Here is a 20,639-nt window from a genome sequence, read left to right as displayed (position 1 = left end):
GCCGAGCGACACGAACCTCTTTCCGGTGGTCGTGTGGGACTACTCGACGACCTTGTTCAGGAAGTTCGTGAGGTTGGTGGCGGTGCGGGTTATCAGTTCCTCCAGGGTCAGGGACTCGTGGAGGCGGGCGCCGGGGGCGACTTCCTTCTTGCCGCGGAGGTAGAGGGAACAGGCCAGGTCGGTGCAGATGTAGGCGCCGACGGAGTTGCCCTGCTGCCCGGTCTTTCCCGCCCTGCGGGCGGTCAGCAGGCTCACGCCGTCTCCGGGGTGCACGGTCAGGCACAGCGAGCACATGCTGCGCCGTACATGACCGGCGTGGGGGGCGGCCTGGCGCAGGGCGATCGCCACGAGGCCGTCGCCGGACTCGGCGACCATGTAGGCCCGCTCCGGTGAGGCGGGGTCGCGCCAGCCGAGGAAGTCCAGGTCGTCCCAGGGTCGCATGGCCAGATCCCGGGGTACGGCCAGCCGCTTCGCCTCTCCCTTGGTGCAGTTGACGAAGGCCGCGCGGATGTCGCGCTCGGTAACCGGTCTCATGGTTGGGACGCTATCCTTTCCTAGGAACTCTAGGCAAATGGTTAATTCATCTAAGTTTTGAGAGGGAGGCGTATGGCGCGCGCGGGAGTGACCGTCGAACGGCTGACGCGGGCGGCGGCGGACCTGGCCGACGAGATCGGCTTCGAGAACGTGACCGTCTCGGCGCTCGCGCGGGGATTCGGCGTCACGGACGCGAGCCTGTACTCCCACGTCAAGAACGTGCGCGACCTCAGGACGAGGGTGGCGATCCTCGCGCTGACCGAGCTGGCCGACCGGGCCGCCGCCGCGCTGACCGGGCGTTCGGGCAAGGACGCGCTGGTGGCCTTCGCCAACGCCTACCGCGACTACGCCAGGGAACATCCTGGGAGATACGCCGCGGCGCGCTTCGAACTGGACCCGGAGAACGCCTCCGCCGAGGCGGCCACCCGGCACTCGACGATGACGCGGGCGCTGCTACGCGGCTACCACCTGCCGGAACCCGCCCAGACGGACGCCGTACGGCTGCTGCACGGCTTCTTCCACGGGTACGTCAGCCTGGAGACGGCGGGCGGGTTCAGCCACTCGAAGGCGATCGACGAGTCCTGGGCCAGAAACCTGGACGCCCTCGACGTCCTCCTGCGGAACTGGCCGTCGCAAATGTGAGGTCCGAGGAGCGCCGGTGCCCGGGTGCGGGCGGTACGACGATGGCGGCATGGGATATGAGATTCGGGCGATCGACGCCCAGGTCGTGAAGGAGTTGCTGGAGGGCGACGACGCGGGCCGTCCGCCCCGGGTGTCGACCGAGCGGGAGGGTGCTCCGCTGCGCTGCTGCCTGACCAGGGCGGGAGCGGGGGAGAGGGTCGCGCTGCTGTCGTACGCGCCGCTGCGCCGGTGGGCGGCGGAACGGGGCGTGGACCCGGGCGCCTACGACGAGCAGGGGCCGATCTTCGTGCACGCCGGCGACTGTCCCGGCGCCGGGTCCGACGGCTGGCCCGCGGGGCACGAGTCGCACCGGATGCTCCGGGCCTACGCCACGGACGGGCACATCCTGGGGGGACGCTACCTGGCCGCCGGCGAGGACCCGGACACGGCGCTGCGGGAGGTGTTCGAGGACCCGGAGACGGCGGTGGTCCACGTCCGCGCGATCGAATTCGGCTGCTTCCACTTCGAGGTACGGCGCGGCTGAGGACAGACCGCACACGGTGACGATGTCAGGTGTGGTATGAATCCCGGCGGTGTTTGACGACCTGAACTGTCACCGTGTGCTTGTCCTCATCGATGCGGTAGATCACCCGGTAGGTCCCGCGTCGGGCGACGTGGAGTCCCTCATATGGCTCCTGGAGGGGTTTGCCGACGCGCCACGGTTCTTTGGCGAGCGCGCCGGTGATCAACTCCCAGGCCGCGACCGCCACTGTCTCGGGCAGACTCGCCGTCAGGGCACGTCGTGCGGGAGGGGCCAGGAGGACGGTGTAGCGGTCGCTCACGCGCTGGCCCTGCCAAGACGGTTCGCCATGATGGCGGCCATCTCCTCCTCGGTGGTCACATCGCCGCGGGCCTCGGCGGACGCCGCCTCGACCAGGTCGGCGCGCATCTGTGGGTCGGCGAGGATTTCCAGGGTCTCCTGGAGGGACTCCCACTCGGCCACGGACACGATCACGGCGTGTGGCCGCCCGTTCCGGGTCAGGGTGAAGTGGTCATGCTCGCGAGCGGCCCGGTCGGCCAGTTCGGTCAGCCGATCCTTGGCCTCACTGATCGGGATGATCTCCATACGTCCATGATATCTGCTTGGCCGATATGACGGCCAGATTCTCGGCCATTGCCCTCCCTGGGCGACGTCCACGTGACCTGGAGCCCCTGGGGATCGGGTCCGGTGAACACGGTTCGGCGCCCGACGTGGTTTTCGTGGGATGGCACCGTGTGACCTGGGGCTCAGACCTCTGGCGGAAGGGTTCAGCCCTCCGGGTAGAAGAGGAAGAGGGTGCAGCCGACGGTCGTCCGGGGGACGTGGGAGGAGCCCGCGGGGGCGTGGATGAAGGTGCCAGCGGGGTAATCCCGGTCGCCGTCGTTGAAGACCCCGGAGACCACGAAGACCTCCTCGGGGCCCGGGTCGTGGACGTCGATCCCCTGCCAGGACGTGTTCGGGTCCATCTGGAGCACGTAGGCCTTGGCGCCGTTGCCCCCCTTCCACAGGGAGTGCAGGCGAATGCCGGGAAAGAGCTCACGAACCGGGGCGTCCTGGACGGTGGACCACACATACCGCTCTGTCGTCATGTGGCCAGCCTGGTGGCCGGCCGTCTCCCTGCCGAGTGTCAGGAATGACGTCGTACGGTACTTTCTTGCCATGCATCGGATGACGGCGCTCGTCCGCCCCGGGCAGTCGACCTTCGAACTCGCCTGCGCGGCCCAGGTGTTCGGGGTCGAACGGCCGGGCCTTCCCGTCAGGTACGCCTTCGGCGTGTGCGCGGAGCGGCCCGGCCCGATCCCGACGCTCGCCGGGTACGACATGCTCGTGAACGACGGGCTGGAGGCACTCGACCAGGCGGACACCGTGGTCGTCCCGGGCTGGCTGCCCGTCGAGGAGCCGCCGTCTTCCGAGGTCGTCCGGGCGCTGCGCCGCGCGCACTCCCGTGGCGCGCGGGTGGTCAGCATCTGCTCCGGCGCCTTCGCGCTGGCGTACGCGGGTCTGCTCGACGGGCGGCAGGCGACCACCCACTGGGCGTTGGCGGGGGAGTTCGCCAGACGCTTCCCGCATGTCCGGTTGGACCCGGACGTGCTGTACGTGGACCACGGCGACGTGGCCACCAGCGCCGGGGCGGGGGCCGGGTTCGACCTGTGCGTGCACCTGGTCCGTGGCGACCAGGGGGCCCGGTACGCCGCGCACATCGCCAGGACCATGGTCATGCCGCCGCACCGTGAGGGCGGGCAACTGCAGTACTCGGCGCCGCCGCACCCCGAGCAGATCGACGGCACGCTCGCGCCGTTGCTGGAGTGGGCCGCCGGGAGGCTCGACGAACCGGTGACCGTCGAGGACATGGCCGGGTGGGCGGGGCTTTCGGCGCGCACCCTCGCCCGGCGGTTCACCGACCAGCTCGGCACGAGCCCGGGACAGTGGCTGCTCGCCCAGCGGATCGCCGTCGCCCAGGACCTGCTGGAGTCCTCCGACCTCCCGCTGGAGGCCGTCGCCCGCCGGGCCGGCCTCTCCTCCTCGACCAACCTCCGCAGGCGGTTCCTCACGGCCCTGGGCACGACCCCGGGCGCCTACCGCCGAGCGTTCCGGGCCCGGTCGCGGTGATCAGACCATGAACAGCAGGGCGGCGCTGAGGAGGACGGTTACGGCGGTGGCGAAGTGGATGCCGAAGGCGACGGCCTTGGTGCCGCCGTGGCGTAGGACGATGACCGTGTCCACGAACGGGACGATCGCGACGACGAGCATGAACCACGCCTCGGCCCTGGCGCCGGCGAAGGCCAGCAGGGCCAGGCCGAGGAGGCCGTAGGTCAGGTCGCGCAGCCCCTTGATGGTCAGGTAGGCGGCGTCGCCGTTCTCCTTGGCGGGGACGCCGTAACCGGCGGCGGCGGGGCCCGGCGTCAGGAGGAACCTGAGGCCGATGAAGGCGATGAGGAGATCGAGGAGTACGGCCAGCCCGTAGGCGACGGGGGTGAGCATGAGCATCTCTCTTTGCTAGCAACGCTAGGAACAGGAGTGAAGCTAGCATGCCTTAGGCAGGAAATCTAGCGGCGCTAGTAATGGGGTGGAGGTACTCCTGGAGGGCGGACGGCGACGGCCTCCGGGAAACGGGGACGAGTTGTGTGGGGGGTGATGGCGGGGTTCCCGAGAAGGCGACGGCTCCTGGGGAACGGGGCGAGTCATGCGGGAGGCGACGGCCTCGGAGGGGACGGCGCTTCGGAGGGCGTTCCCGGAGGGGAGCGGGCGGTTGTGGCGCCTCGGGAAAGGGGTGGCGAGCCGTGGGTGTGACGGTGTTCCCGGTGGAGGGAACGTTCCCGAAGCTCATTGAAAAGAGCGTCGGGCGCTTCCCCGCCGATACCTCCGGATTATTCGTGTGGCAATGGTTGACATATTCTTGAAAAGAATTCCTCCGGTCCGGAGTCGATGGGCGACGGAGAGTGATACGCCTTCGTCCGTCCTGTCTAATAGGCGGATCGGGTGCCGGGGGAAGGGGTGGAAGAAGAGCGTGTGGCCTGCGTGTTACGCCGAAGTTAACGCTGTGAGGTGTGTCGTTCCGTAGTGCGGGGGACACGGGAATGAATCATCGTGTATTTTTCACGGTCAAGATCATGATGTGGTCACATGGTTTCACAGATGGATGTGTGTAAGGCTCTGAGGGTGCTGGACAGGGAGTTGAAGACGTCAGATGTAAAGTACCTGTAAATAGAAGAGGGGGTTATCTGTTGGATATCAGTGTCCTTGGTCCGCTGAGAATCAGTGAAGGCGGAATCTCCGTGGTGCCGAGCGCGGGCAAGCCACGGCAGGTCCTCTCCCTTCTCGCGCTGCGCGGGGAACGGGTGGTCCAGGTGTCCACCCTGATGGAGGAACTCTGGGGGGACCGCATACCGCGCAGCGCCTCCACGACCCTGCAGACCTACGTGCTCCAGTTGCGTAACAAGATCGCCGCCGCGCAGCCCAGGGAGTCGGGACGTTCCCCCAAGGAGCTTCTTGTCACCTGTTTCGGCGGCTACATGCTCAAACGCGGCCCGGGGCTCTCCGACGCCGAGGAGTTCGAGGCGCAGGCCACCGCGGGCATCGCCGCGCACGAGGCGGGTGACCCCCGGGCACTGGCCACGCTCGAACGGGCCCTGCGGCTGTGGCGGGGGCCGGCCCTGGTGGACGTCCCGCACGGCAGAATCCTGCAACGCGAGGTCATGAGCATGGAACACCTGCGGATGAGCGTGCTCGAACAGCGGATCGACGCCGCCCTGCAACTGGGCAGACAGGCCGCGCTGCTCCCCGAGCTGAGTGTCCTGGTCGCCGAGCACCCCATGCACGAGGGCTTCCGTTCCCAGCTCATGCTGGCGCTGTACCGCACGGGCAACGTGTCACGGGCGCTTGAGGAGTTCCACCGGCTGCGGGCCAAGCTCGTCGAGGAGCTCGGCATCGAACCGTCGGCCCGCCTGCGCCGCCTGCACCTGGCGATGCTCGCCGGGGACCCGACCCTCGACCTGGTCACCGACGGCGGAGGCATCCGGCCCAGGCCGTACGGCGTCGGCCTCCCCGAGAGCTTCTCGACCAGGGTTTGAGCGCGCTGCGGCACTCTGCACGTGAGGTGTTCGCCGAAGCGAGGGAGCCGAGTTGACCGACACGACCGACATCACGCCGACCGACCGTCCCGCGCGTCCCGTCGCCCTCGTCACCGGGGCGACCAGCGGGATCGGGCGGGAGATCGCCGAACGGCTCGCCCGCCGTGGCGCCGCGGTCTTCGTCTGCGCCCGCGGGGCCGAGGACGTCGCCGCGACCGTCAAGTCCCTGCGTGAGCAGGGGTACGAGGTGGACGGCACGACCTGTGACGTCTCCAGGCCCGAGGAGATCCGCGCGTTCGTGCGCACGGCCAGGGAGCGGTACGGCCCCGTCGACATCCTGGTCAACAACGCCGGGCGCAGCGGGGGAGGAGCCACCGCCGAACTCGACGACGACCTCTGGTTCGACGTCATCAACACCAACCTCAACAGCGTGTTCCTGATGACGAAGGAGGTGCTGAACGCGGGCGGGATGCTGGCGGCGGGCCGGGGCCGCATCATCAACATCGCCTCGACGGGCGGCAAGCAGGGGGTGGTGCACGCCGCTCCGTACTCGGCCTCCAAGCACGGTGTGGTCGGTTTCACCAAGGCGCTCGGCCTCGAACTGGCCAGGACCGGCATCACCGTCAACGCGGTCTGTCCCGGGTTCGTCGAGACGCCCATGGCCGAGCGGGTGCGCAAGCACTACGCCGCGATCTGGGGGGTGGACGAGGAGGAGACCAAGAGCCGCATCACCACCCGTGTCCCGATCGGGCGTTACGTGGAGCCGAAGGAGGTGGCGGCCATGGTGGACTACCTCGTCGACGACGACGCCCAGGCCGTGACCGCCCAGGCCCTCAACGTCTGCGGCGGCCTGGGCAACTACTGACGGCTCCCGGCCGGGCTCGACCTGACGAGGAGGGGCGGCGCCGCTCAAGGGCGGGGTCGTCCAGGACGGGATCGCCACGGCGCGATCGCCCTAGACGGACAGTGCCAGACAGACAGTGCCAGACAGACGGTGCCGCCCCGGAGCCCGCTCGGCTCCGGGGCGGCGTCATGTCATCGGGGCGTCACCGGGCGGCCCTGGCCTGGGCGGCGGCCGCCTCCAGAGTGGCCAGGCTGTTGCGGCTCAGCGCCGTGCGGACGTACTCCCGGGCGTCGGCGAGCGTACGGCCCGGCCCGAGGACGGCGGGCACCGCCTCCGGCGAGATCACCGCGGTGTGCCGGGAGGTCACGACAGCGCCGCCGGTGCCGCCGGGGCCGTCGGTGAACGTCCACAGTCCGCTGTGGCCGAGCAGCAGGGCCGGGGTGAGCTGCTGTTTGTAGGCGATCCAGGCACCCGGCTCGCAGATCCGGATCGAGCGGGTCTCGTGCGCCGCGCCGTCCGCCGTACGGGTGCTCATCTCCAGCACCTGCGCGCCCTGCGCGTCCTCACGCAGGCTGACCCGTTCGACGTGCGGCAGCCGCCGCTCCCACAGGTCGGCGCGGTGGATGAAGTCGTAGGCCTCGGCGGCGGTCCCCGGCACCTCGACGGTGTCGGTGAAGGAGACGACCACGTCCTGTGGGCGCGGTGCCAGGGCGGCGATCCGGGCGAGGGCGGCCAGTTCCTCGGGACTGTTGCGGTCGAGCGCGGCGGTGACCCAGGTGAGGGCCTCCGGCGTGCCGTCGGTCTCGAAGACGTGCTCAAGGACGATCTCGGTCCGGCCGCCGGGAAGCTCGCGGAAGCGCCAGCCGCCCCCCATCGAGGAGAGCGGGGGCCTGCTGTGCTCCTGCCGGAAGGTGACCGAGAGCCCCTGCGGGTCCAGCTCCCTGCGCGAGGTCCAGCTCCGCACCTCGTCGTTCACCACGGCCCAGATGCGGAAGCGCTCCCGGTTCGCGTCGCGTTCCAGGTGCCGGACGTACACGCTGGGCCCGAAGACGGCGGGCCAGGTCCCGGCGTCGGAGACCAGGTCGTACAGCACGCGGGCCGGGGCGTCGACCGTGAGCGTGTGCTCGGTGCGGTGTGTGCTCATCTACTGGCCTTTCGATGTCACGTCGGGGAAGGTCCCGTCCCGGGAGGGCACCATGCCCGGAAAGTCCGAGGAGGTCCTGGGAAGGCGCCGAGACCCGGGAGGGTCGGGGAGGTCTCAGGAGCGGGCCGCCGCGTTGGCCAGGGACAGCAGCGCGGCCGGGGTCTCGGCCGCCATGACGTCGCCGTCGTCGAGGTCGATGCCGTAGCGCTGCTTGAGCCTGGCGGCGGTCTCGATCAGGGCGAGGGAGTCGTATCCCAGCTCCTCGAACGTCCGGCCGTCGCCGTCGAACTCGGCTCCCTCGGCCTCCCCGGCGCACTCCACCAGGACGCGGCGCAGGTCGTCGATGCTCAGTGCGGACATGGTCGTGCTCCTTTCACACCACGCCGTCTTCCACGGCGTGGTTCGGGCTGGGAACGGGATCAGTTCGTCCAGGCGCGTACCACGACGGCCGCGTTGAAGCCGTGCCTGCCACGGGCCACGACGAGCGCGGTCGAGACCGGTAGGGCGCGCGGCTCCCCGACGACGAGGTCGATGCCGTAGGAGCCGGGGACGTCGCTGGTGTGCGCGGTCGGCGGGATCACCCCGTCCCTGATGGACAGCAGGGCGGTCACGACGTCCAGCGGGCCGCCACCCGCGTAGAGCCGTCCGGTCAGGGCCTTGGGCGCGGTCACCGGCACCGCCCCCGGGCCGAAAAGGCCGCTGATGGCCTGGGCCTCGGCCAGGTCGAGGCGCGGCACGCCCGCGGCGTCGGCGAAGACCACGTCGATGTCGCCGGGCCGCAGACCGGCGCGGGCGATGGCCTGCTCGGCGGTGTGGCGCAGCGCGGGCGGCCGGTCGGAGCCGGGAGGCGGGTCGAAGGCCGCCGCGTATCCGGCGATCTCACCGTAGATCCGCGGCGCTCCCCGGCGTTCGGCGGCCTCGGCGGACTCCACGACCAGTACGGCCCCGCCCTCGCCGGGCACGTAGCCGCCGGCCGCGGCGTCGAAGGGCAGGTAGGCGCGGCGCGGGTCGGACTCCGCGCTGACCAGGCCGCCCGCGAACTGGGAGAGGTACCCCCACGGGTCGAGCGCGGAGTCGACCCCTCCGCTGATCACCAGGCCGGTGCCCTCCCGCACCGTACGGCAGGCGTGCCCCAGCGCGTCCAGCCCGCCCGCCTGCTCGCCGACCAGGGCGGCACCGGGGCCGCGCAGCCCGTTGCGGATGGAGATCTGGCCGGTGTTGACCGCGTAGAACCAGGCGAAGGACTCGTAGACGCTGACGTAGGACGGCCCCTGGTCCCACAGCTTGTGGAACTCCCTGTGGGTGAACTCGAACCCGCCGGTGGCGTTGGAGGTGATCACCCCCATGTCGTAGTTCTCCCCGTCGCCGGGTTCGACGGCGGCGTCGGCGAGCGCCCAGTCGGCGGTGGCCAGCGCCAGCCGGGTCGAGACGTCGGTCTGCGGCAGCAGCCTGGCGGGCAGGTGGTCCTCGGCGACGAACCCGGTGATCTGCCCGGCCAGCTTGAACGGGTAGCCGGAGGTGTCGAACCTGGTCATCTCCGTGATGCCGCTGCGGCCTTCGAGCACGTTCCGCCAGTACTCCTCGGTGCCCAGGCCGTTGGGCGCGGCCACGCCGACGCCCGTGACGACCGTGGGAACGTGCCCGGCCGGCGCGGGCCGTACGGCCGGGCCGCTCACGCGACGGCTCGCAGGACCATGGCGCTCTGGAAGCCGCCGAAGCCGCTGCCGACCGTGAGCACGGTGCGCACCGGCAGCTCCCTGGCGGTCAGCGGCACGTAGTCGAGATCGCAGGCGGGGTCGGGTTCGTGGAGGTTGGCGGTCGGCGGCACGACGTCGTACTCGATGGCCAGCGCGCAGGCGGCGATCTCGATGGCGCCGATCGCGCCGAGCGAGTGGCCGACCATCGACTTGATGGAGCTGACCGGCACCCGGTAGGCGTGGGAGCCGAGCGCCAGTTTGAAGGCGGCGGTCTCGTGCCGGTCGTTCTGCTGGGTGCCCGAGCCGTGGGCGTTGACGTAGTCGATGTCGGTGGCGTCGGCCCGCGCGTCGTCGAGCGCGTTCCTGATCGCCTCGGCCATCTCCCGGCCGTGCCTGGTCAGGCCCGTCATGTGGTGGGCGTTGCACCGGGTCGCCGAGGCGCCGAGTTCGGCGTAGATGTGCGCGCCCCTGGCCCGCGCCGCCTCGTACTCCTCAAGGACGAACACGGCGGCACCCTCGGCGAGGACGAAGCCGTCACGGGTCCGGTCGAAGGGCCGGGAGGCGTGCTCGGGGTCGTCGTTGCGCGGTGTGCTCGCCTTGATCGCGTCGAAGCAGGCGACGACGATCGGCGAGATCGGGGTGTCCGTCGCCCCGGCGATCATGATGTCGGCGCTGCCCTCCCGGATGAGCCGTACGGCGTGGCCGACCGCGTCGATGCCGGAGGTGCACCCGTCGGAGACCATCGTCACCGGCCCCTGCGCCCCGACCGTCCAGGCGACCTCGGCGGGCATCGCCCCCGGGCTCAGGTAGTCGAACATGTGCGGCGACAGGTAGGCGGGGTCGACGAGCCAGTTCCTGCCCGCGTCCGACATGACGAGGTACTCCTTCTCCAGGCTGGTCGCCGAGGCGACCGCGCTGCCCAGGCTCACCCCGACCCGGTAGGGGTCGAGCGCGTCGAAGTCGAGTCCGCTGTCGGCGACCGCGTCCCGGGTGCAGGCGACGGCGAACTGCGTCGCCCGGTCCATCCTGCGGATCTGCCGGGGGGTCAGGCCCTCGGCGACGGGGTCGAAGGCGGCCTCGGCCGCGACCTGCGAGCGGAAGGGCGAGGCGTCGAAGAAGGAGATCCGGCGGGTGGCCGTCCTCCCCGAGGTGAGCAGGTCCCAGAACTCCTTGGTGCCTGCCCCGCCGGGAGTGCGGACGCCCATCCCCGTCATGACGACGCGCCGGCCTCTGGCTGAACTTTCCATCGGCGTACCTCCAGGCTGTGTACCCGTGTGCGGGCGTCCGTCGATCGCGGAGCCAGCAGCAGCATGGGTCAGCCGCCTTGAGCACAGCTCGAAATCGGCTCGGGGACCCGATGGAGGAAGGCTCGACCGCGCTTCGAGTCGTGTCGGAGACACTCGCGCCGTCCGATCGTTCCCGGCGTCCACGAGGGCGCCGCGGGGCACACGGGAAGGAGCAGGCACATGCCCGACCTCGTCTCCGACGAAGTGGTTGAGCGTTATCGGCGGGAGGGGTTCATCCGAATCCCCGGCGTACTGACGCCGCAGGAGGTGGAGAGCCTCCTGGCGGTCTCCCTTCTCCGTCTCGACGAGGCGGAGAAGGTGAACTGGGACCGGGCCGACGGGCGGGTCATGGACTGGGTTCCCCACGTCGACCGTGTCAGTGAGGAACTGCGCGGCCTGGCGCTGCACCCCCGGGTGACCGCCGTCGCCGAACGGCTGGCGGGAGGCCCGCTGCGGCTGTTCAAGTCGGAGCTCCTGCGCAAGGGCACCGCGGGGTCGGCCCTGACCCCGCTGCACGCCGACGCCCCGGCCATCCCGTTCGCCGGCCGGTCCATCGGCCTGACCGCCTGGGTGGCGCTGACCGACGTCCCGGTCGAGCGGGGCTGCATGAGCTACATCCCCGGCTCGCACCTGGTCCCGCACGAGCGGGACGACTCCGGGGACCAGGACCCCTTCCGCTGCCCGGTGAACCTGGTCTGGGAGCCGCGGGTCACCGTCCCGGTCCGGGCCGGGGACGTCACCTTCCACCACGAGCGGGTCCTGCACCTGGCGGGCCGCAACGACACCGACGAGGTCAGGGTCTCGCTGGCCACCGTCTACATGGACGCCGAAGCCGTCTACGAGCCGAGCGACCTCGTCCCCGACGACCTGGGCGGGCTGCTGCCCGGCCAGCCGCTCGACGACGACCGCGTCTTCCCCCTCATCGGAGCCCACAGCTGACCACCGGAAGGACCGGGAGCACGTTCATGAGCACCTACGTCTGGAGCTACCTGGCGGAGTACGACAACGAGCGTGAGGACATCCTCGACGCCGTGGACACGGTCTTCCGTTCCGGCCAGCTGATCCTGGGGCCCAGCGTCAAGGGTTTCGAGGAGGAGTTCGCCGCCTACCACGGGCTCAGGCACAGCGTCGGCGTGGACAACGGGACGAACGCCGTCAAGCTGGGGCTTGAGGCGCTCGGGGTCGGCCCCGGCGACGAGGTCGTCACGGTGTCCAACACCGCGGCCCCCACCGTGGTCGCCATCGACGGGGCGGGGGCCAGGCCCGTCTTCGTGGACGTCCGCGAGGAGGACTTCCTCATGGACACCGCCCAGGTGGCCGCCGCGATCACCCCGCGGACCAAGGCGCTGCTGCCGGTGCACCTGTACGGCCAGTGCGTGGACTTCGCGCCGCTGCGCGCCCTGGCCGACGAGCACGGGCTGAAGATCCTTGAGGACTGCGCCCAGTCGCACGGCGCCCGTCACCACGGCAGGCTGGCCGGGACGCTCGGGGACGCCGCGGCCTTCTCCTTCTACCCGACCAAGGTGCTCGGCGCGTACGGCGACGCGGGGGCGGTGGCCACCTCCGACGACGAGATCGAGCAGAACCTGCGGCGGCTGCGCTACTACGGCATGGAGAAGGTCTACTACGTCGTGCAGACCCCCGGGCACAACTCCCGGCTCGACGAGGTGCAGGCCGAGATCCTGCGCCGCAAGCTCCGCAGACTCGACTCCTACATCGCCGCACGTCAGGCGGTCGCCAGGCGGTATGAGGAGGCGCTCGGCGACCTCACCGGCCCCGGCGGGCTGCTGCTGCCGTCCACGGCGCCGGGCAACGAGCACGTCTACTACGTGTACGTGGTCCGCCACCCGGAACGGGACCGGATCATCGAGCGGCTCAAGTCGTACGGGATCTCCCTGAACATCAGCTACCCCTGGCCGGTGCACACGATGACCGGCTTCTCCCACCTGGGCTACGGCGCCGGGTCGCTGCCGGTGACGGAACGGCTGGCCAAGGAGATCTTCTCCCTGCCGATGTACCCGGCGCTGTCGGAGGAGCTGCAGGACAAGGTGATCGCCGCGCTGCGCGAAGTGCTGTCCACGCTGTAGGAGCCGACCCGTTGGAGGGCGTCAGATGAACGAGAGCGAGGTCCTCGGGGCCTACGACAGGGCCGACCTCTACGAGGTGGTCTACGAGGGCAGGGGCAAGGACTACGAGCGGGAGGCCGCGGTCACCTCGGCGCTGATCCGCGAGCGCAACCCCGGCGCGCGGAGCCTGCTCGACGTCGCCTGCGGGACCGGCTCGCACCTGCGTCACTTCGCCGGGACGTTCGGCGAGGTCGCCGGGGTCGACCTGTCCGAGCGGATGCTCGCCAGGGCCCGCGACCGGGTCCCCGGGGTGCCCCTGTGGCAGGGCGACATGCGCAAGTTCGACCTCGGCGTCACCTACGACGCGGTGACCTGCATGTTCAGCTCGGTCGGCTACCTGGCCGACGTCGGTGAGCTGACCGCGACGCTGGAGAGCTTCGCCAGGCACCTCAACCCGGGTGGCGTCGTGGTCGTCGAACCCTGGTGGGCGCCGGAGAACTTCCTCCCCGGGCACGTCCAGGGGGACGTGGTGAAGGTCGGCGGCCTGACGGTCTCCCGGGTCTCCCACTCGACGTGGCAGCGGGAGGGAGCCGCCAGCCGGATGGAGGTGCACTGGACGGCCGCCCACCCGGAGACGGGGATCAGCCACCACTCCGACGTCCACGTCATGTCGTTGTTCTCCCGGCGGGAGTATCTCGACGCCTTCACCCGCGCGGGCTTCGCCGCGGAGTTCGTCGAGCACGACTGGGCGGGGCCCGGCCTGTACGTCGGCGTCCTGGGCGCCGGGTGAGCGGGATGCGCGTCCGCGAGCTGAAGGTCGAGGGGGCCTACGAGCTGACCCCCGAGGTGTTCGGGGACGAACGGGGCTTCTTCCTGTCGCCCTACCAGGAGGAACCGTTCGTCAGGGCGGTCGGGCGCCCGCTGTTCCCGGTGGCGCAGGCCAGCCACAGCCGGTCGCGGCGCGGGGTGGTCCGCGGCGTCCACTTCACCGCCACACCTCCCGGCATGGCGAAGTACGCCTACTGCGCCGGGGGCGTCGCCCTGGACGTGGTCCTCGACACCCGGGTGGGGTCGCCGACCTACGGCGTGTGGGACAGCGTGGTCCTCGACCAGCGGGACTTCAGGTCGGTCTACCTCCCGGTCGGCGTCGGGCACCTGTTCGTCGCGCTTGAGGACGACACGGCCGTCTCCTACCTGCTGTCCACGGGATACGTCGCGGAGAACGAGCTGGCGGTCTCGCCGCTCGACCCGGCCCTGGGGCTGCCGTTGCCGCGCGACCTGGACCTGATCCTGTCCGAGCGCGACCGGCGGGCTCCCACGCTCGCCGAGGCGGAACGCGCCGGGATCCTGCCGGACTACGCCGCGAGCCGGGCCCTGGACGGTCTGCGGGCCGCCGGGCACGGCGCGTGAGAGAGGAGCCGTACGGCATGGGCCTGCGAGAGGCGGCGGTCGTGGTCACCGGCGCGGGACGCGGCATCGGGGCCGCGCTGGCCAGGCGGTTCGCCGAGGAGGGCGCCCGGGTCGTCGTCAACGACCGCCATCCTGAGCGCGCCGAGGAGGTGGCCGGGGAGATCGGCGGGATCGCCCTGCCCGGCGACGCGGAGCGGGGCCTGGTGCCCGAGGCCCTGCGCCTGCTCGGCGGGCGGATCGACGTCTACTGCGCCAACGCGGGAGCCGTACGGGCCGGCGGTCCCGAGGCGCCCGAGGAGGACTGGGAGAGCGCCTGGCAGGTCAACGTGATGGCCCACGTGCGGGCCGCGCGGGACCTGCTGCCCGGCTGGCTCGAACGGGGGCAGGGGCGTTTCGTCTCCGTCGTCTCCTCGGCGGGACTGCTCACCATGGTCGGGGCGGCGCCGTACGCGGTGTCCAAGCACGCGGCGCTGGCCTTCGCCGAATGGCTGTCACTGACCTACCGGCACCGCGGCGTCAGCGTGCACGCCGTCTGCCCCCGCGGCGTCCGCACCGAGACGCGCAGGGCCGCGAGTTCGAGCGGGTTGACGCTCACCTCCACCGCCATCGGCCCGGAGGAGGTCGCCGACGCGCTGCTCAAGGGAATCGCCGAGGAGCGGTTCCTGATCCTTCCGCATCCCGAGGTCGCCGACCAGGCCGCCGAGCGCGTCACCGACCACGAGCGCTGGCTTGAGGTCGTCAACGGGTTCCAGCGGCAGCGGGAGAGCACATAGCGGCCCGGCGCCGCGATCGTCGAGATCGTCCAGAGAGGACTCCGCCGTGAAGGCTCTGGTGCTGGCAGGCGGGACGGGAACCCGCCTGCGCCCTTTCAGCTACTCCATGCCAAAACAGCTCATCCCCATCGTCAACAGACCGGTTCTCGAACACGTCCTGGACAACCTCAGGGCCGTCGGCGTCACCGAGGCCGGGATCGTCGTCGGCGCCGGGGAACGGCAGATCCGCGAGGCGATCGGTGACGGCGGCGGGCTGGGGATGAGCGTGACCTACATCCCGCAGGACGAGCCGCTCGGCCTGGCGCACTGCGTCACGATCGCCAGGCCGTTCCTCGGGGAGGACGACTTCGTGATGTACCTCGGGGACAACATGCTGCCCGAGGGGGTCGCCGAGCCCGCGGCGCGCTTCACCGCGAACCGGCCCGCCGCACACGTGGTGGTACGCAAGGTCGCCGATCCGCAGTCGTTCGGGGTGGCCGAGTTCGGCCCCGACGGCAGGCTTGAGCGGGTGGTCGAGAAGCCGCGAAGGCCCCGCAGCGACCTCGCCCTGATCGGCGTCTACTTCTTCACCGCCGCCGTCCACCGGGCCGTCGCCGCCATCCGGCCGAGCGCCAGGGGCGAGCTGGAGATCACCGACGCGATCCAGTGGCTGGTCGACGACGGGGCCGAGGTCACGGCCGCCGAGTACCCCGGTTACTGGCGGGACGTGGGCCGGGTCGAGGACGTCCTCGACTGCAACCGGCGGCTGCTCGGCGGCCTGCCCCCGCGTCTCGACGGCTCGATCGACGCGGCCAGCGGCGTCACCGGCCCGGTGGTCGTCGAGGCGGGCGCCCGTGTCGTACGGTCCCGCATCGAGGGCCCGGCGCTCATCGGCGGCGACAGCGTGGTCGAGGACAGCGAGATCGGCCCCGGCACGACCGTCGGCAGGGGGTGCGTGATCAGCGGCACCCGGCTGCGGGACTCGGTCGTGATGGACGGGGCCCGCCTGACGGGCGTGGCCGGGCTGCGTGACTCCGTCATCGGGCGCGGCACGGTCGTCGGGGGGCGTCCGCCGGACGGCGTGTTACGGCTCGTGGTCGGCGACGAGGCCAGAATCGAGACGGCGGCATGAGACTGCTGGTCACCGGCGGCGCCGGTTTCATCGGCTCACACTACGCGCGCACCGTTCTCGACGACGGCTACCCGGGCTTCCACGACGTCCGGGTCACCGTGCTCGACAAGCTCAGCTACGCCGGCAACATCGCGAACCTGCCGATCGGGCACCCCCGCCTCGAATTCGTGCACGGCGACGTCTGCGACCTGCCGCTGCTGCTCGACCTGCTGCCCGGGCACGACGCGGTCGTTCACTTCGCCGCCGAGACGCACGTCGACCGCTCCCTCAGGAACGCCGCCGAGTTCGCGCACGTCAACGTGGGCGGCACCCAGACGCTGCTGGAGGCCTGTCTCGCGGCCGGGGTCGAGCGGGTGGTGCACGTCTCGACGGACGAGGTGTACGGCTCCATCGAGGAGGGCTCCTGGCACGAGGAGTGCCCGCCGCTGCCCAACTCCCCCTACGCGGCCTCGAAGGCGGCGGCCGAACTGTTCGTCCGCTCCTACTGGCGCACCTACGGGCTCGACGTCTCGATCACCCGCTGCTCCAACAACTACGGCCCCCACCAGCACCCCGAGAAGATGATCCCGCTGTTCGTCACCAACCTGCTCGAAGGCGAGCCGCTGCCCCTGTACGGCGACGGCCTCAACGTCCGCGACTGGCTGCACGTCGACGACCACTGCCGGGGCGTCCAGCTCGTCCTGACCCGGGGGAACGCGGGTGAGGTCTACAACATCGGCGGCGGCAGCGAGCAGACCAACATCGCCGTCACCGAACGGCTGATCGCGCTGCTCGGCGCCGACCGCTCGGTGATCCGTCCCGTGGCCGACCGCAAGGGGCACGACCGGCGCTACTCCCTCGACGACACCAAGATTCGTGAACGACTCGGCTACCGGCCCGCCGTACCGTTCGAGCGGGGGCTGGCCGAGACGGTCGCCTGGTACCGGGACAACCCCGGCTGGTGGGGGCCGGTCAAACACGCCCTGCGGACGGCGGCGGGGGTGGGGGCATGACGGCCGGGCTGTTCGACCTGCCGAGGCTGCGCGCCAGGGAGGACGCCGGACTGGCCGAACGGCTCGCGCGCTCGCTGGCGGAGACGACGGCGGGCTGGCAGCTGAGCACCGCGCAGGTCACGGACTGGCTGGCCGAACGCGCCCTGGCCCACCGCTTCGTCGTCGAACGCATCCCGTTCGCCAGACTCGACCAGTGGGACTTCGTCGAGGACGGCGCGAGGCTGGCCCACCACAGCGGCAAGTTCTTCACCGTCGAGGGGCTGCGTGTCACGGCCGACCAGGGGCCCGTCCTGAGCTGGGACCAGCCGATCATCAAACAGCCCGAGGTCGGCATCCTCGGCCTGCTGCTCAAGGAGTTCGACGGGGTTCCGCACCTGCTGATGCAGGCGAAGATGGAGCCGGGCAACCCCAACCTGCTGCAACTGTCGCCGACCGTCCAGGCCACCCGGAGCAACTACACCAAGGTGCACCGGGGCTCCGAGGTGCGTTACCTGGAGTACTTCGTCGATCCCACCAGGGGGCGGGTCCTGGCCGACGTGCTCCAGTCGGAGCAGGGCTCGTGGTTCCACCAGAAGATCAACCGCAACATGATCGTCGAGGTGGACGAGGACGTCCCGATCGGCGACGACTTCCGCTGGCTGACGCTCGGGCAGATCGGGGAGCTGCTGCGCCGGGACAACGTCGTCAACATGGACGCCCGTACGGTCCTGGCCTGCGCGCCGATCGGCTCCGACGAGGCGGGCGCGCTGCACAGCGACACCGAGCTGCTGTCCTGGTTCACCGCGGAGCGGGCCAGGCGGGAGATGCGGGTGGAGCTGATGCCGCTGACCGGGGTGAACGACTGGCGGCGCGGCCCCTGGTCCATCGACCACGACGCGGGCCGTTACTTCAGCATCGTCGCGGTCTCCGTCGCGGCGGGCAACCGTGAGGTGACCCGCTGGACCCAGCCGCTGCTCGAACCGCACGGCCTGGCCGTCACGGCCTTCCTGACCAGGCGCATCGGCGGGGTCCCGCACGTCCTGGTGCACGCCAAGGCGGAGGCGGGACTGCGCGACACGATCGAGCTGGCCCCGACCGTCCAGTACACCCCGGAGAACTACGCCCACCTGAGCGGCGCCGACCGGCCGCCCTTCCTGGACCTGGTGCTGACCGCCAGGCCGGAGAGCGTCCGCTACCGGGCGATCCACTCGGAGGAGGGCGGCAGGTTCCTCAACGCGGAGGGCCGCTACCTGGTGGTGGACGTGAACGAGGCGGACGCGCCGCTCGACCCGCCGCCCGGCTTCCGCTGGGTCACCCCGGGGCAGCTGCGCTTCCTGGCGCGGCACCCGCACTACGTCAACGTCCAGGCGCGCTCCCTGCTCGCCTGCCTCAACACCGGCGCGGTCGGCTGGTGAGCCCGACAAGCCCGACAGGGAGGACGGAACGGATGGGAACGCGACCAGGCGCCGTGACGGTCATCGGCGCGGGCACGATCGGGCTGGGCTGGATCACGTTGTTCGCGGCGCACGGGCTGGACGTCACCGTCAACAGCAGGCGCCCCGACGCCTGGCGGGTCGTCGAGGAGGGGCTGCGGACCTTCGCGCCGACGCTGCCCGGCGGCGGGCGTGACCCGGAGGAGCTGCTGGCCGGGCTGCGTTTCGAACCCGACGTGGCGCGGGCGGTCTCCGGCGCCGACGTGGTGCAGGAGAACGCCCCGGAGGACCCGGCGCTGAAGCGGGAGCTGTTCGGGGTGATCGCGGGCGCGGCCCCGCCCGGGGCGCTGCTGCTGTCCTCGACCTCGACGCTGGTGCCCGACGACTTCGGCGAGCGGGTCCCGGACCAGGGCAGGCTGGTGGTCGGCCATCCCTTCAACCCGCCGCACGTGGTGCCGCTGGTCGAGGTGGTCGGCGGCACGCGCACCACCCCGGAGGCGATCGAGGAGACGATCGCCTTCTACCGCTCGGTCGGCAAGGTCCCGATCGCGCTGCGCAGGCCGGTGCCCCGGTTCGTGGCCAACCGGCTGCAGACGGCTCTGCTGCGGGAGAGCATCCACCTGGTCCGCGAGGGCGTGGTCACGATGGAGGAGCTGGACAGCGTCGTGGTCAACTCGATCGGCCTGCGGTGGGCGACGGTCGGGCCGTTCCAGGCCTTCCACCTGGGGGGCGGCGAGGGAGGTCTGCGCCGCTGGCTCGGGCACCTGGGCCGGGGACTTGAGGCGAGCTGGCGGGAACTCGGCAGTCCCGAGCTGACGGAGGAGACGATCGAGCTGCTGAGCTCGGAGGCGGAACGGGTCTACGGCGTGGGAAATTACCCGGAACTCTCCACAAAAAGGGACATTAGGCAGAATGCCATCCTTGATGCCCTTGCCTGTGTTGAATCCGGAAATATCCGGCAACTGAACGGGGCTCGCGGCACCGTGGCGGAGCCCGGATGAGCGGCCGGCCACGTTTCTCAAGTGTCATTCGAGCGCCTCTTTCTAGCATTATGAGGACTTCTCGAAAGGAGTCCGCCAGATGAGAGAAGTTACGGCCCCACCGGATTTGTACGCGCGGATACAGCAGTTCCACGCCACCCAGATGCACGCGCTCGACGGTGGTGAATTCGACGCCTACGCCGAGACCTTCACCGAGGACGGCGAGTTCCGGCACACGCCGGGACGGCCCGCGGCCAGGACCCGCGCGGGCATCGCCGAGGAGCTGAAGGCCTTCCACCGGGAGCGCTTCGCCGGCGACCCCGTGCAGCGGCGCCACTGGTTCAACATGCTGCGCGTGGAACCGGGCTCCGGCGGCGAGATCCACGCCACCTTCTACGTGCTCGTCGTCGCGACCCGCCCCGGGGTCAGGCAGCCGGAGATCGCGCCGAGCTGCGTGGTCCACGACGTGCTGGTCGAGGACGCCGACGGCGGCCTGCTGGTCAGGTCCCGATGGGTCGAGCACGACTGGCAGCCGGAACCGGCCACCACGGTCGGCGCGGCGGCGGGCGGCCCAGTGAACGGCCCAGTGAACGGTGAGGTGTCGCGGTGAGCGTGCCGTACCTGGCCAGGACCAGGATCGACGGCGAGTGGACGCCGATCGAGTACTCCAGGGACTTCACGGTGACCGCTCCGGAACGGGTCGCGCCGGGAGAGGAGTTCACGGTCGTCTTCGCCAGCGCGCCGATCCTGGCCCTGCCCGCGTTCAACCGGACGCTGACCGACCTGCGGATCGCCTACCGGGTCTCCGGCCAGGCGGCCGTACTGGAGTGGGAGCTGCGCGGGGGCGACACCCCCGGCGGGCTGGAGTTCACCGCCGAGCGGCAGGACGACGACCTGGTGGTCGGCTTCGGCGGGACCATCGCGGGCGGGGTCGAGGTCGCGGTGCCCGACCTGGTCGTCACGGTGCGCGCGGAGGAGCCGGGCACGGTCACCACGTCGCCGGGGGGCTCCGGGTTCGACCGGCCCGCCTTCGGGTGGACGCGTGAGCACGCGGTCAACGGCCAGTGGGACCCCTTCCAGTGCTACGTCCCCGTTGACGCGCCGGTGGTCTTCACCACCACCCTGATCTCCTCCTGACCTCGTGTCTCTCCTACGCCG

At 70.9% G+C, this 20,639-nt stretch carries 25 protein-coding genes; 16 read left to right on the top strand and 9 right to left on the bottom strand.

From position 1 onward, the window contains the following. Positions 1-39: 39 nt before the first annotated feature. Positions 40-534 (bottom strand): FBP domain-containing protein, encoded by a 495-nt coding sequence (locus ACIBVQ_RS07800; protein ID WP_399176318.1) that lies wholly within the window; start codon positions 532-534, stop codon positions 40-42. Between the two features lie 72 nt (positions 535-606). Here ACIBVQ_RS07800 and ACIBVQ_RS07795 point away from each other — a divergent pair, with 72 nt between their 5' ends. Next, positions 607-1,176 carry a WHG domain-containing protein gene (locus tag ACIBVQ_RS07795; RefSeq protein ID WP_362910191.1) on the top strand — a complete coding sequence of 190 codons (570 nt, stop codon included), beginning with the start codon at positions 607-609 and terminating at the stop codon, positions 1,174-1,176. Positions 1,177-1,225: 49 nt separating this feature from the next. Beyond that, positions 1,226-1,699 (top strand): DUF1203 domain-containing protein, encoded by a 474-nt coding sequence (locus ACIBVQ_RS07790; RefSeq protein ID WP_386193452.1) that lies wholly within the window; start codon positions 1,226-1,228, stop codon positions 1,697-1,699. Between the two features lie 25 nt (positions 1,700-1,724). On the opposite strand, the gene ACIBVQ_RS07785 is transcribed toward ACIBVQ_RS07790, so the two are convergent. The 3 genes from ACIBVQ_RS07785 to ACIBVQ_RS07775 form a co-directional block, all read right to left on the bottom strand. Next, positions 1,725-1,997, bottom strand: a complete 273-nt coding sequence (locus ACIBVQ_RS07785) for a type II toxin-antitoxin system RelE/ParE family toxin (RefSeq protein ID WP_352009916.1) — start codon at positions 1,995-1,997, stop codon at positions 1,725-1,727. Then, complete coding sequence (locus tag ACIBVQ_RS07780; protein WP_352009915.1) at positions 1,994-2,281, bottom strand: type II toxin-antitoxin system Phd/YefM family antitoxin; 288 nt, start codon at positions 2,279-2,281, stop codon at positions 1,994-1,996. The genes ACIBVQ_RS07785 and ACIBVQ_RS07780 overlap by 4 nt, the downstream gene beginning before the upstream one ends. A gap of 182 nt (positions 2,282-2,463) precedes the next feature. Beyond that, positions 2,464-2,784, bottom strand: a complete 321-nt coding sequence (locus ACIBVQ_RS07775; RefSeq protein WP_362910185.1) for a cupin domain-containing protein — start codon at positions 2,782-2,784, stop codon at positions 2,464-2,466. Between the two features lie 79 nt (positions 2,785-2,863). Here ACIBVQ_RS07775 and ACIBVQ_RS07770 point away from each other — a divergent pair, with 79 nt between their 5' ends. Beyond that, positions 2,864-3,805 carry a GlxA family transcriptional regulator gene (locus tag ACIBVQ_RS07770; RefSeq protein WP_399176677.1) on the top strand — a complete coding sequence of 314 codons (942 nt, stop codon included), beginning with the start codon at positions 2,864-2,866 and terminating at the stop codon, positions 3,803-3,805. Here ACIBVQ_RS07770 and ACIBVQ_RS07765 read toward each other — a convergent pair whose 3' ends face one another. Beyond that, positions 3,806-4,177: a DUF4267 domain-containing protein gene (locus ACIBVQ_RS07765; RefSeq protein WP_399176313.1), complete on the bottom strand. Its 372-nt coding sequence runs from the start codon at positions 4,175-4,177 to the stop codon at positions 3,806-3,808. It lies immediately after the preceding gene. A gap of 794 nt (positions 4,178-4,971) precedes the next feature. Between ACIBVQ_RS07765 and ACIBVQ_RS07760 the strand changes: the two genes are divergently transcribed. Both ACIBVQ_RS07760 and fabG read left to right on the top strand, forming a co-directional pair. Continuing rightward, complete coding sequence (locus ACIBVQ_RS07760) at positions 4,972-5,766, top strand: AfsR/SARP family transcriptional regulator (RefSeq protein WP_352009912.1); 795 nt, start codon at positions 4,972-4,974, stop codon at positions 5,764-5,766. 52 nt (positions 5,767-5,818) lie between these two features. Then, positions 5,819-6,631: a 3-oxoacyl-ACP reductase FabG gene (gene fabG, locus ACIBVQ_RS07755; protein ID WP_352009911.1), complete on the top strand. Its 813-nt coding sequence runs from the start codon at positions 5,819-5,821 to the stop codon at positions 6,629-6,631. A gap of 181 nt (positions 6,632-6,812) precedes the next feature. On the opposite strand, the gene ACIBVQ_RS07750 is transcribed toward fabG, so the two are convergent. The 4 genes from ACIBVQ_RS07750 to ACIBVQ_RS07735 all read right to left on the bottom strand — a co-directional run bounded on the left by ACIBVQ_RS07750 (position 6,813) and on the right by ACIBVQ_RS07735 (position 10,698). Then, positions 6,813-7,754, bottom strand: a complete 942-nt coding sequence (locus tag ACIBVQ_RS07750; protein ID WP_399176310.1) for an aromatase/cyclase — start codon at positions 7,752-7,754, stop codon at positions 6,813-6,815. 114 nt (positions 7,755-7,868) lie between these two features. Further along, positions 7,869-8,114: an acyl carrier protein gene (locus tag ACIBVQ_RS07745; protein ID WP_352009909.1), complete on the bottom strand. Its 246-nt coding sequence runs from the start codon at positions 8,112-8,114 to the stop codon at positions 7,869-7,871. A gap of 59 nt (positions 8,115-8,173) precedes the next feature. Next, positions 8,174-9,430, bottom strand: coding sequence for a ketosynthase chain-length factor (locus tag ACIBVQ_RS07740; RefSeq protein ID WP_399176308.1), 1,257 nt, complete (start codon positions 9,428-9,430; stop codon positions 8,174-8,176). After that, complete coding sequence (locus ACIBVQ_RS07735; RefSeq protein ID WP_352009907.1) at positions 9,427-10,698, bottom strand: beta-ketoacyl-[acyl-carrier-protein] synthase family protein; 1,272 nt, start codon at positions 10,696-10,698, stop codon at positions 9,427-9,429. The genes ACIBVQ_RS07740 and ACIBVQ_RS07735 overlap by 4 nt, the downstream gene beginning before the upstream one ends. Positions 10,699-10,917: 219 nt before the next feature. On the opposite strand from ACIBVQ_RS07735, the gene ACIBVQ_RS07730 reads away from it, so the two are divergent. The 11 genes from ACIBVQ_RS07730 (at position 10,918) to ACIBVQ_RS07680 (ending at position 20,618) form a co-directional block, all read left to right on the top strand. Further along, positions 10,918-11,676 carry a phytanoyl-CoA dioxygenase family protein gene (locus ACIBVQ_RS07730; protein ID WP_352009906.1) on the top strand — a complete coding sequence of 253 codons (759 nt, stop codon included), beginning with the start codon at positions 10,918-10,920 and terminating at the stop codon, positions 11,674-11,676. A gap of 26 nt (positions 11,677-11,702) precedes the next feature. Further along, the gene (locus ACIBVQ_RS07725) at positions 11,703-12,824 is read left to right on the top strand and encodes a DegT/DnrJ/EryC1/StrS family aminotransferase (RefSeq protein ID WP_352009905.1); all 1,122 of its coding nucleotides are present in this window, start codon (positions 11,703-11,705) and stop codon (positions 12,822-12,824) included. 25 nt (positions 12,825-12,849) lie between these two features. Further along, positions 12,850-13,593, top strand: a complete 744-nt coding sequence (locus ACIBVQ_RS07720) for a class I SAM-dependent methyltransferase (RefSeq protein ID WP_352009904.1) — start codon at positions 12,850-12,852, stop codon at positions 13,591-13,593. Positions 13,594-13,598: 5 nt separating this feature from the next. Continuing rightward, positions 13,599-14,213, top strand: a complete 615-nt coding sequence (locus ACIBVQ_RS07715) for a dTDP-4-dehydrorhamnose 3,5-epimerase family protein (RefSeq protein ID WP_362910173.1) — start codon at positions 13,599-13,601, stop codon at positions 14,211-14,213. A gap of 17 nt (positions 14,214-14,230) precedes the next feature. Continuing rightward, complete coding sequence (locus tag ACIBVQ_RS07710) at positions 14,231-14,986, top strand: SDR family oxidoreductase (RefSeq protein WP_352009902.1); 756 nt, start codon at positions 14,231-14,233, stop codon at positions 14,984-14,986. Between the two features lie 46 nt (positions 14,987-15,032). Next, positions 15,033-16,097 (top strand): glucose-1-phosphate thymidylyltransferase, encoded by a 1,065-nt coding sequence (locus tag ACIBVQ_RS07705; RefSeq protein WP_352009901.1) that lies wholly within the window; start codon positions 15,033-15,035, stop codon positions 16,095-16,097. Further along, positions 16,094-17,089 (top strand): dTDP-glucose 4,6-dehydratase, encoded by a 996-nt coding sequence (gene rfbB, locus ACIBVQ_RS07700; RefSeq protein WP_362910171.1) that lies wholly within the window; start codon positions 16,094-16,096, stop codon positions 17,087-17,089. Before ACIBVQ_RS07705 ends, rfbB begins: the two co-directional genes overlap by 4 nt. Continuing rightward, positions 17,086-18,483 carry an NDP-hexose 2,3-dehydratase family protein gene (locus ACIBVQ_RS07695; protein ID WP_399176304.1) on the top strand — a complete coding sequence of 466 codons (1,398 nt, stop codon included), beginning with the start codon at positions 17,086-17,088 and terminating at the stop codon, positions 18,481-18,483. The genes rfbB and ACIBVQ_RS07695 overlap by 4 nt, the downstream gene beginning before the upstream one ends. Positions 18,484-18,515: 32 nt before the next feature. After that, the gene (locus ACIBVQ_RS07690) at positions 18,516-19,502 is read left to right on the top strand and encodes a 3-hydroxyacyl-CoA dehydrogenase NAD-binding domain-containing protein (RefSeq protein WP_399176302.1); all 987 of its coding nucleotides are present in this window, start codon (positions 18,516-18,518) and stop codon (positions 19,500-19,502) included. A gap of 79 nt (positions 19,503-19,581) precedes the next feature. Further along, positions 19,582-20,091 carry a nuclear transport factor 2 family protein gene (locus ACIBVQ_RS07685; protein WP_362910165.1) on the top strand — a complete coding sequence of 170 codons (510 nt, stop codon included), beginning with the start codon at positions 19,582-19,584 and terminating at the stop codon, positions 20,089-20,091. Further along, a complete protein-coding gene (locus tag ACIBVQ_RS07680; protein ID WP_362910163.1) occupies positions 20,088-20,618 on the top strand; it encodes a hypothetical protein in 531 nt (176 codons plus the stop codon). Before ACIBVQ_RS07685 ends, ACIBVQ_RS07680 begins: the two co-directional genes overlap by 4 nt. Positions 20,619-20,639 lie beyond the last annotated feature (21 nt).

This window comes from Streptosporangium sp. NPDC049376, from assembly GCF_044466505.1.
In the GTDB taxonomy this organism is placed as follows: domain Bacteria; phylum Actinomycetota; class Actinomycetes; order Streptosporangiales; family Streptosporangiaceae; genus Streptosporangium.
Note: the sequence above shows the minus strand (reverse complement) of the source record. Positions and strands in the feature narration are given on the sequence as shown.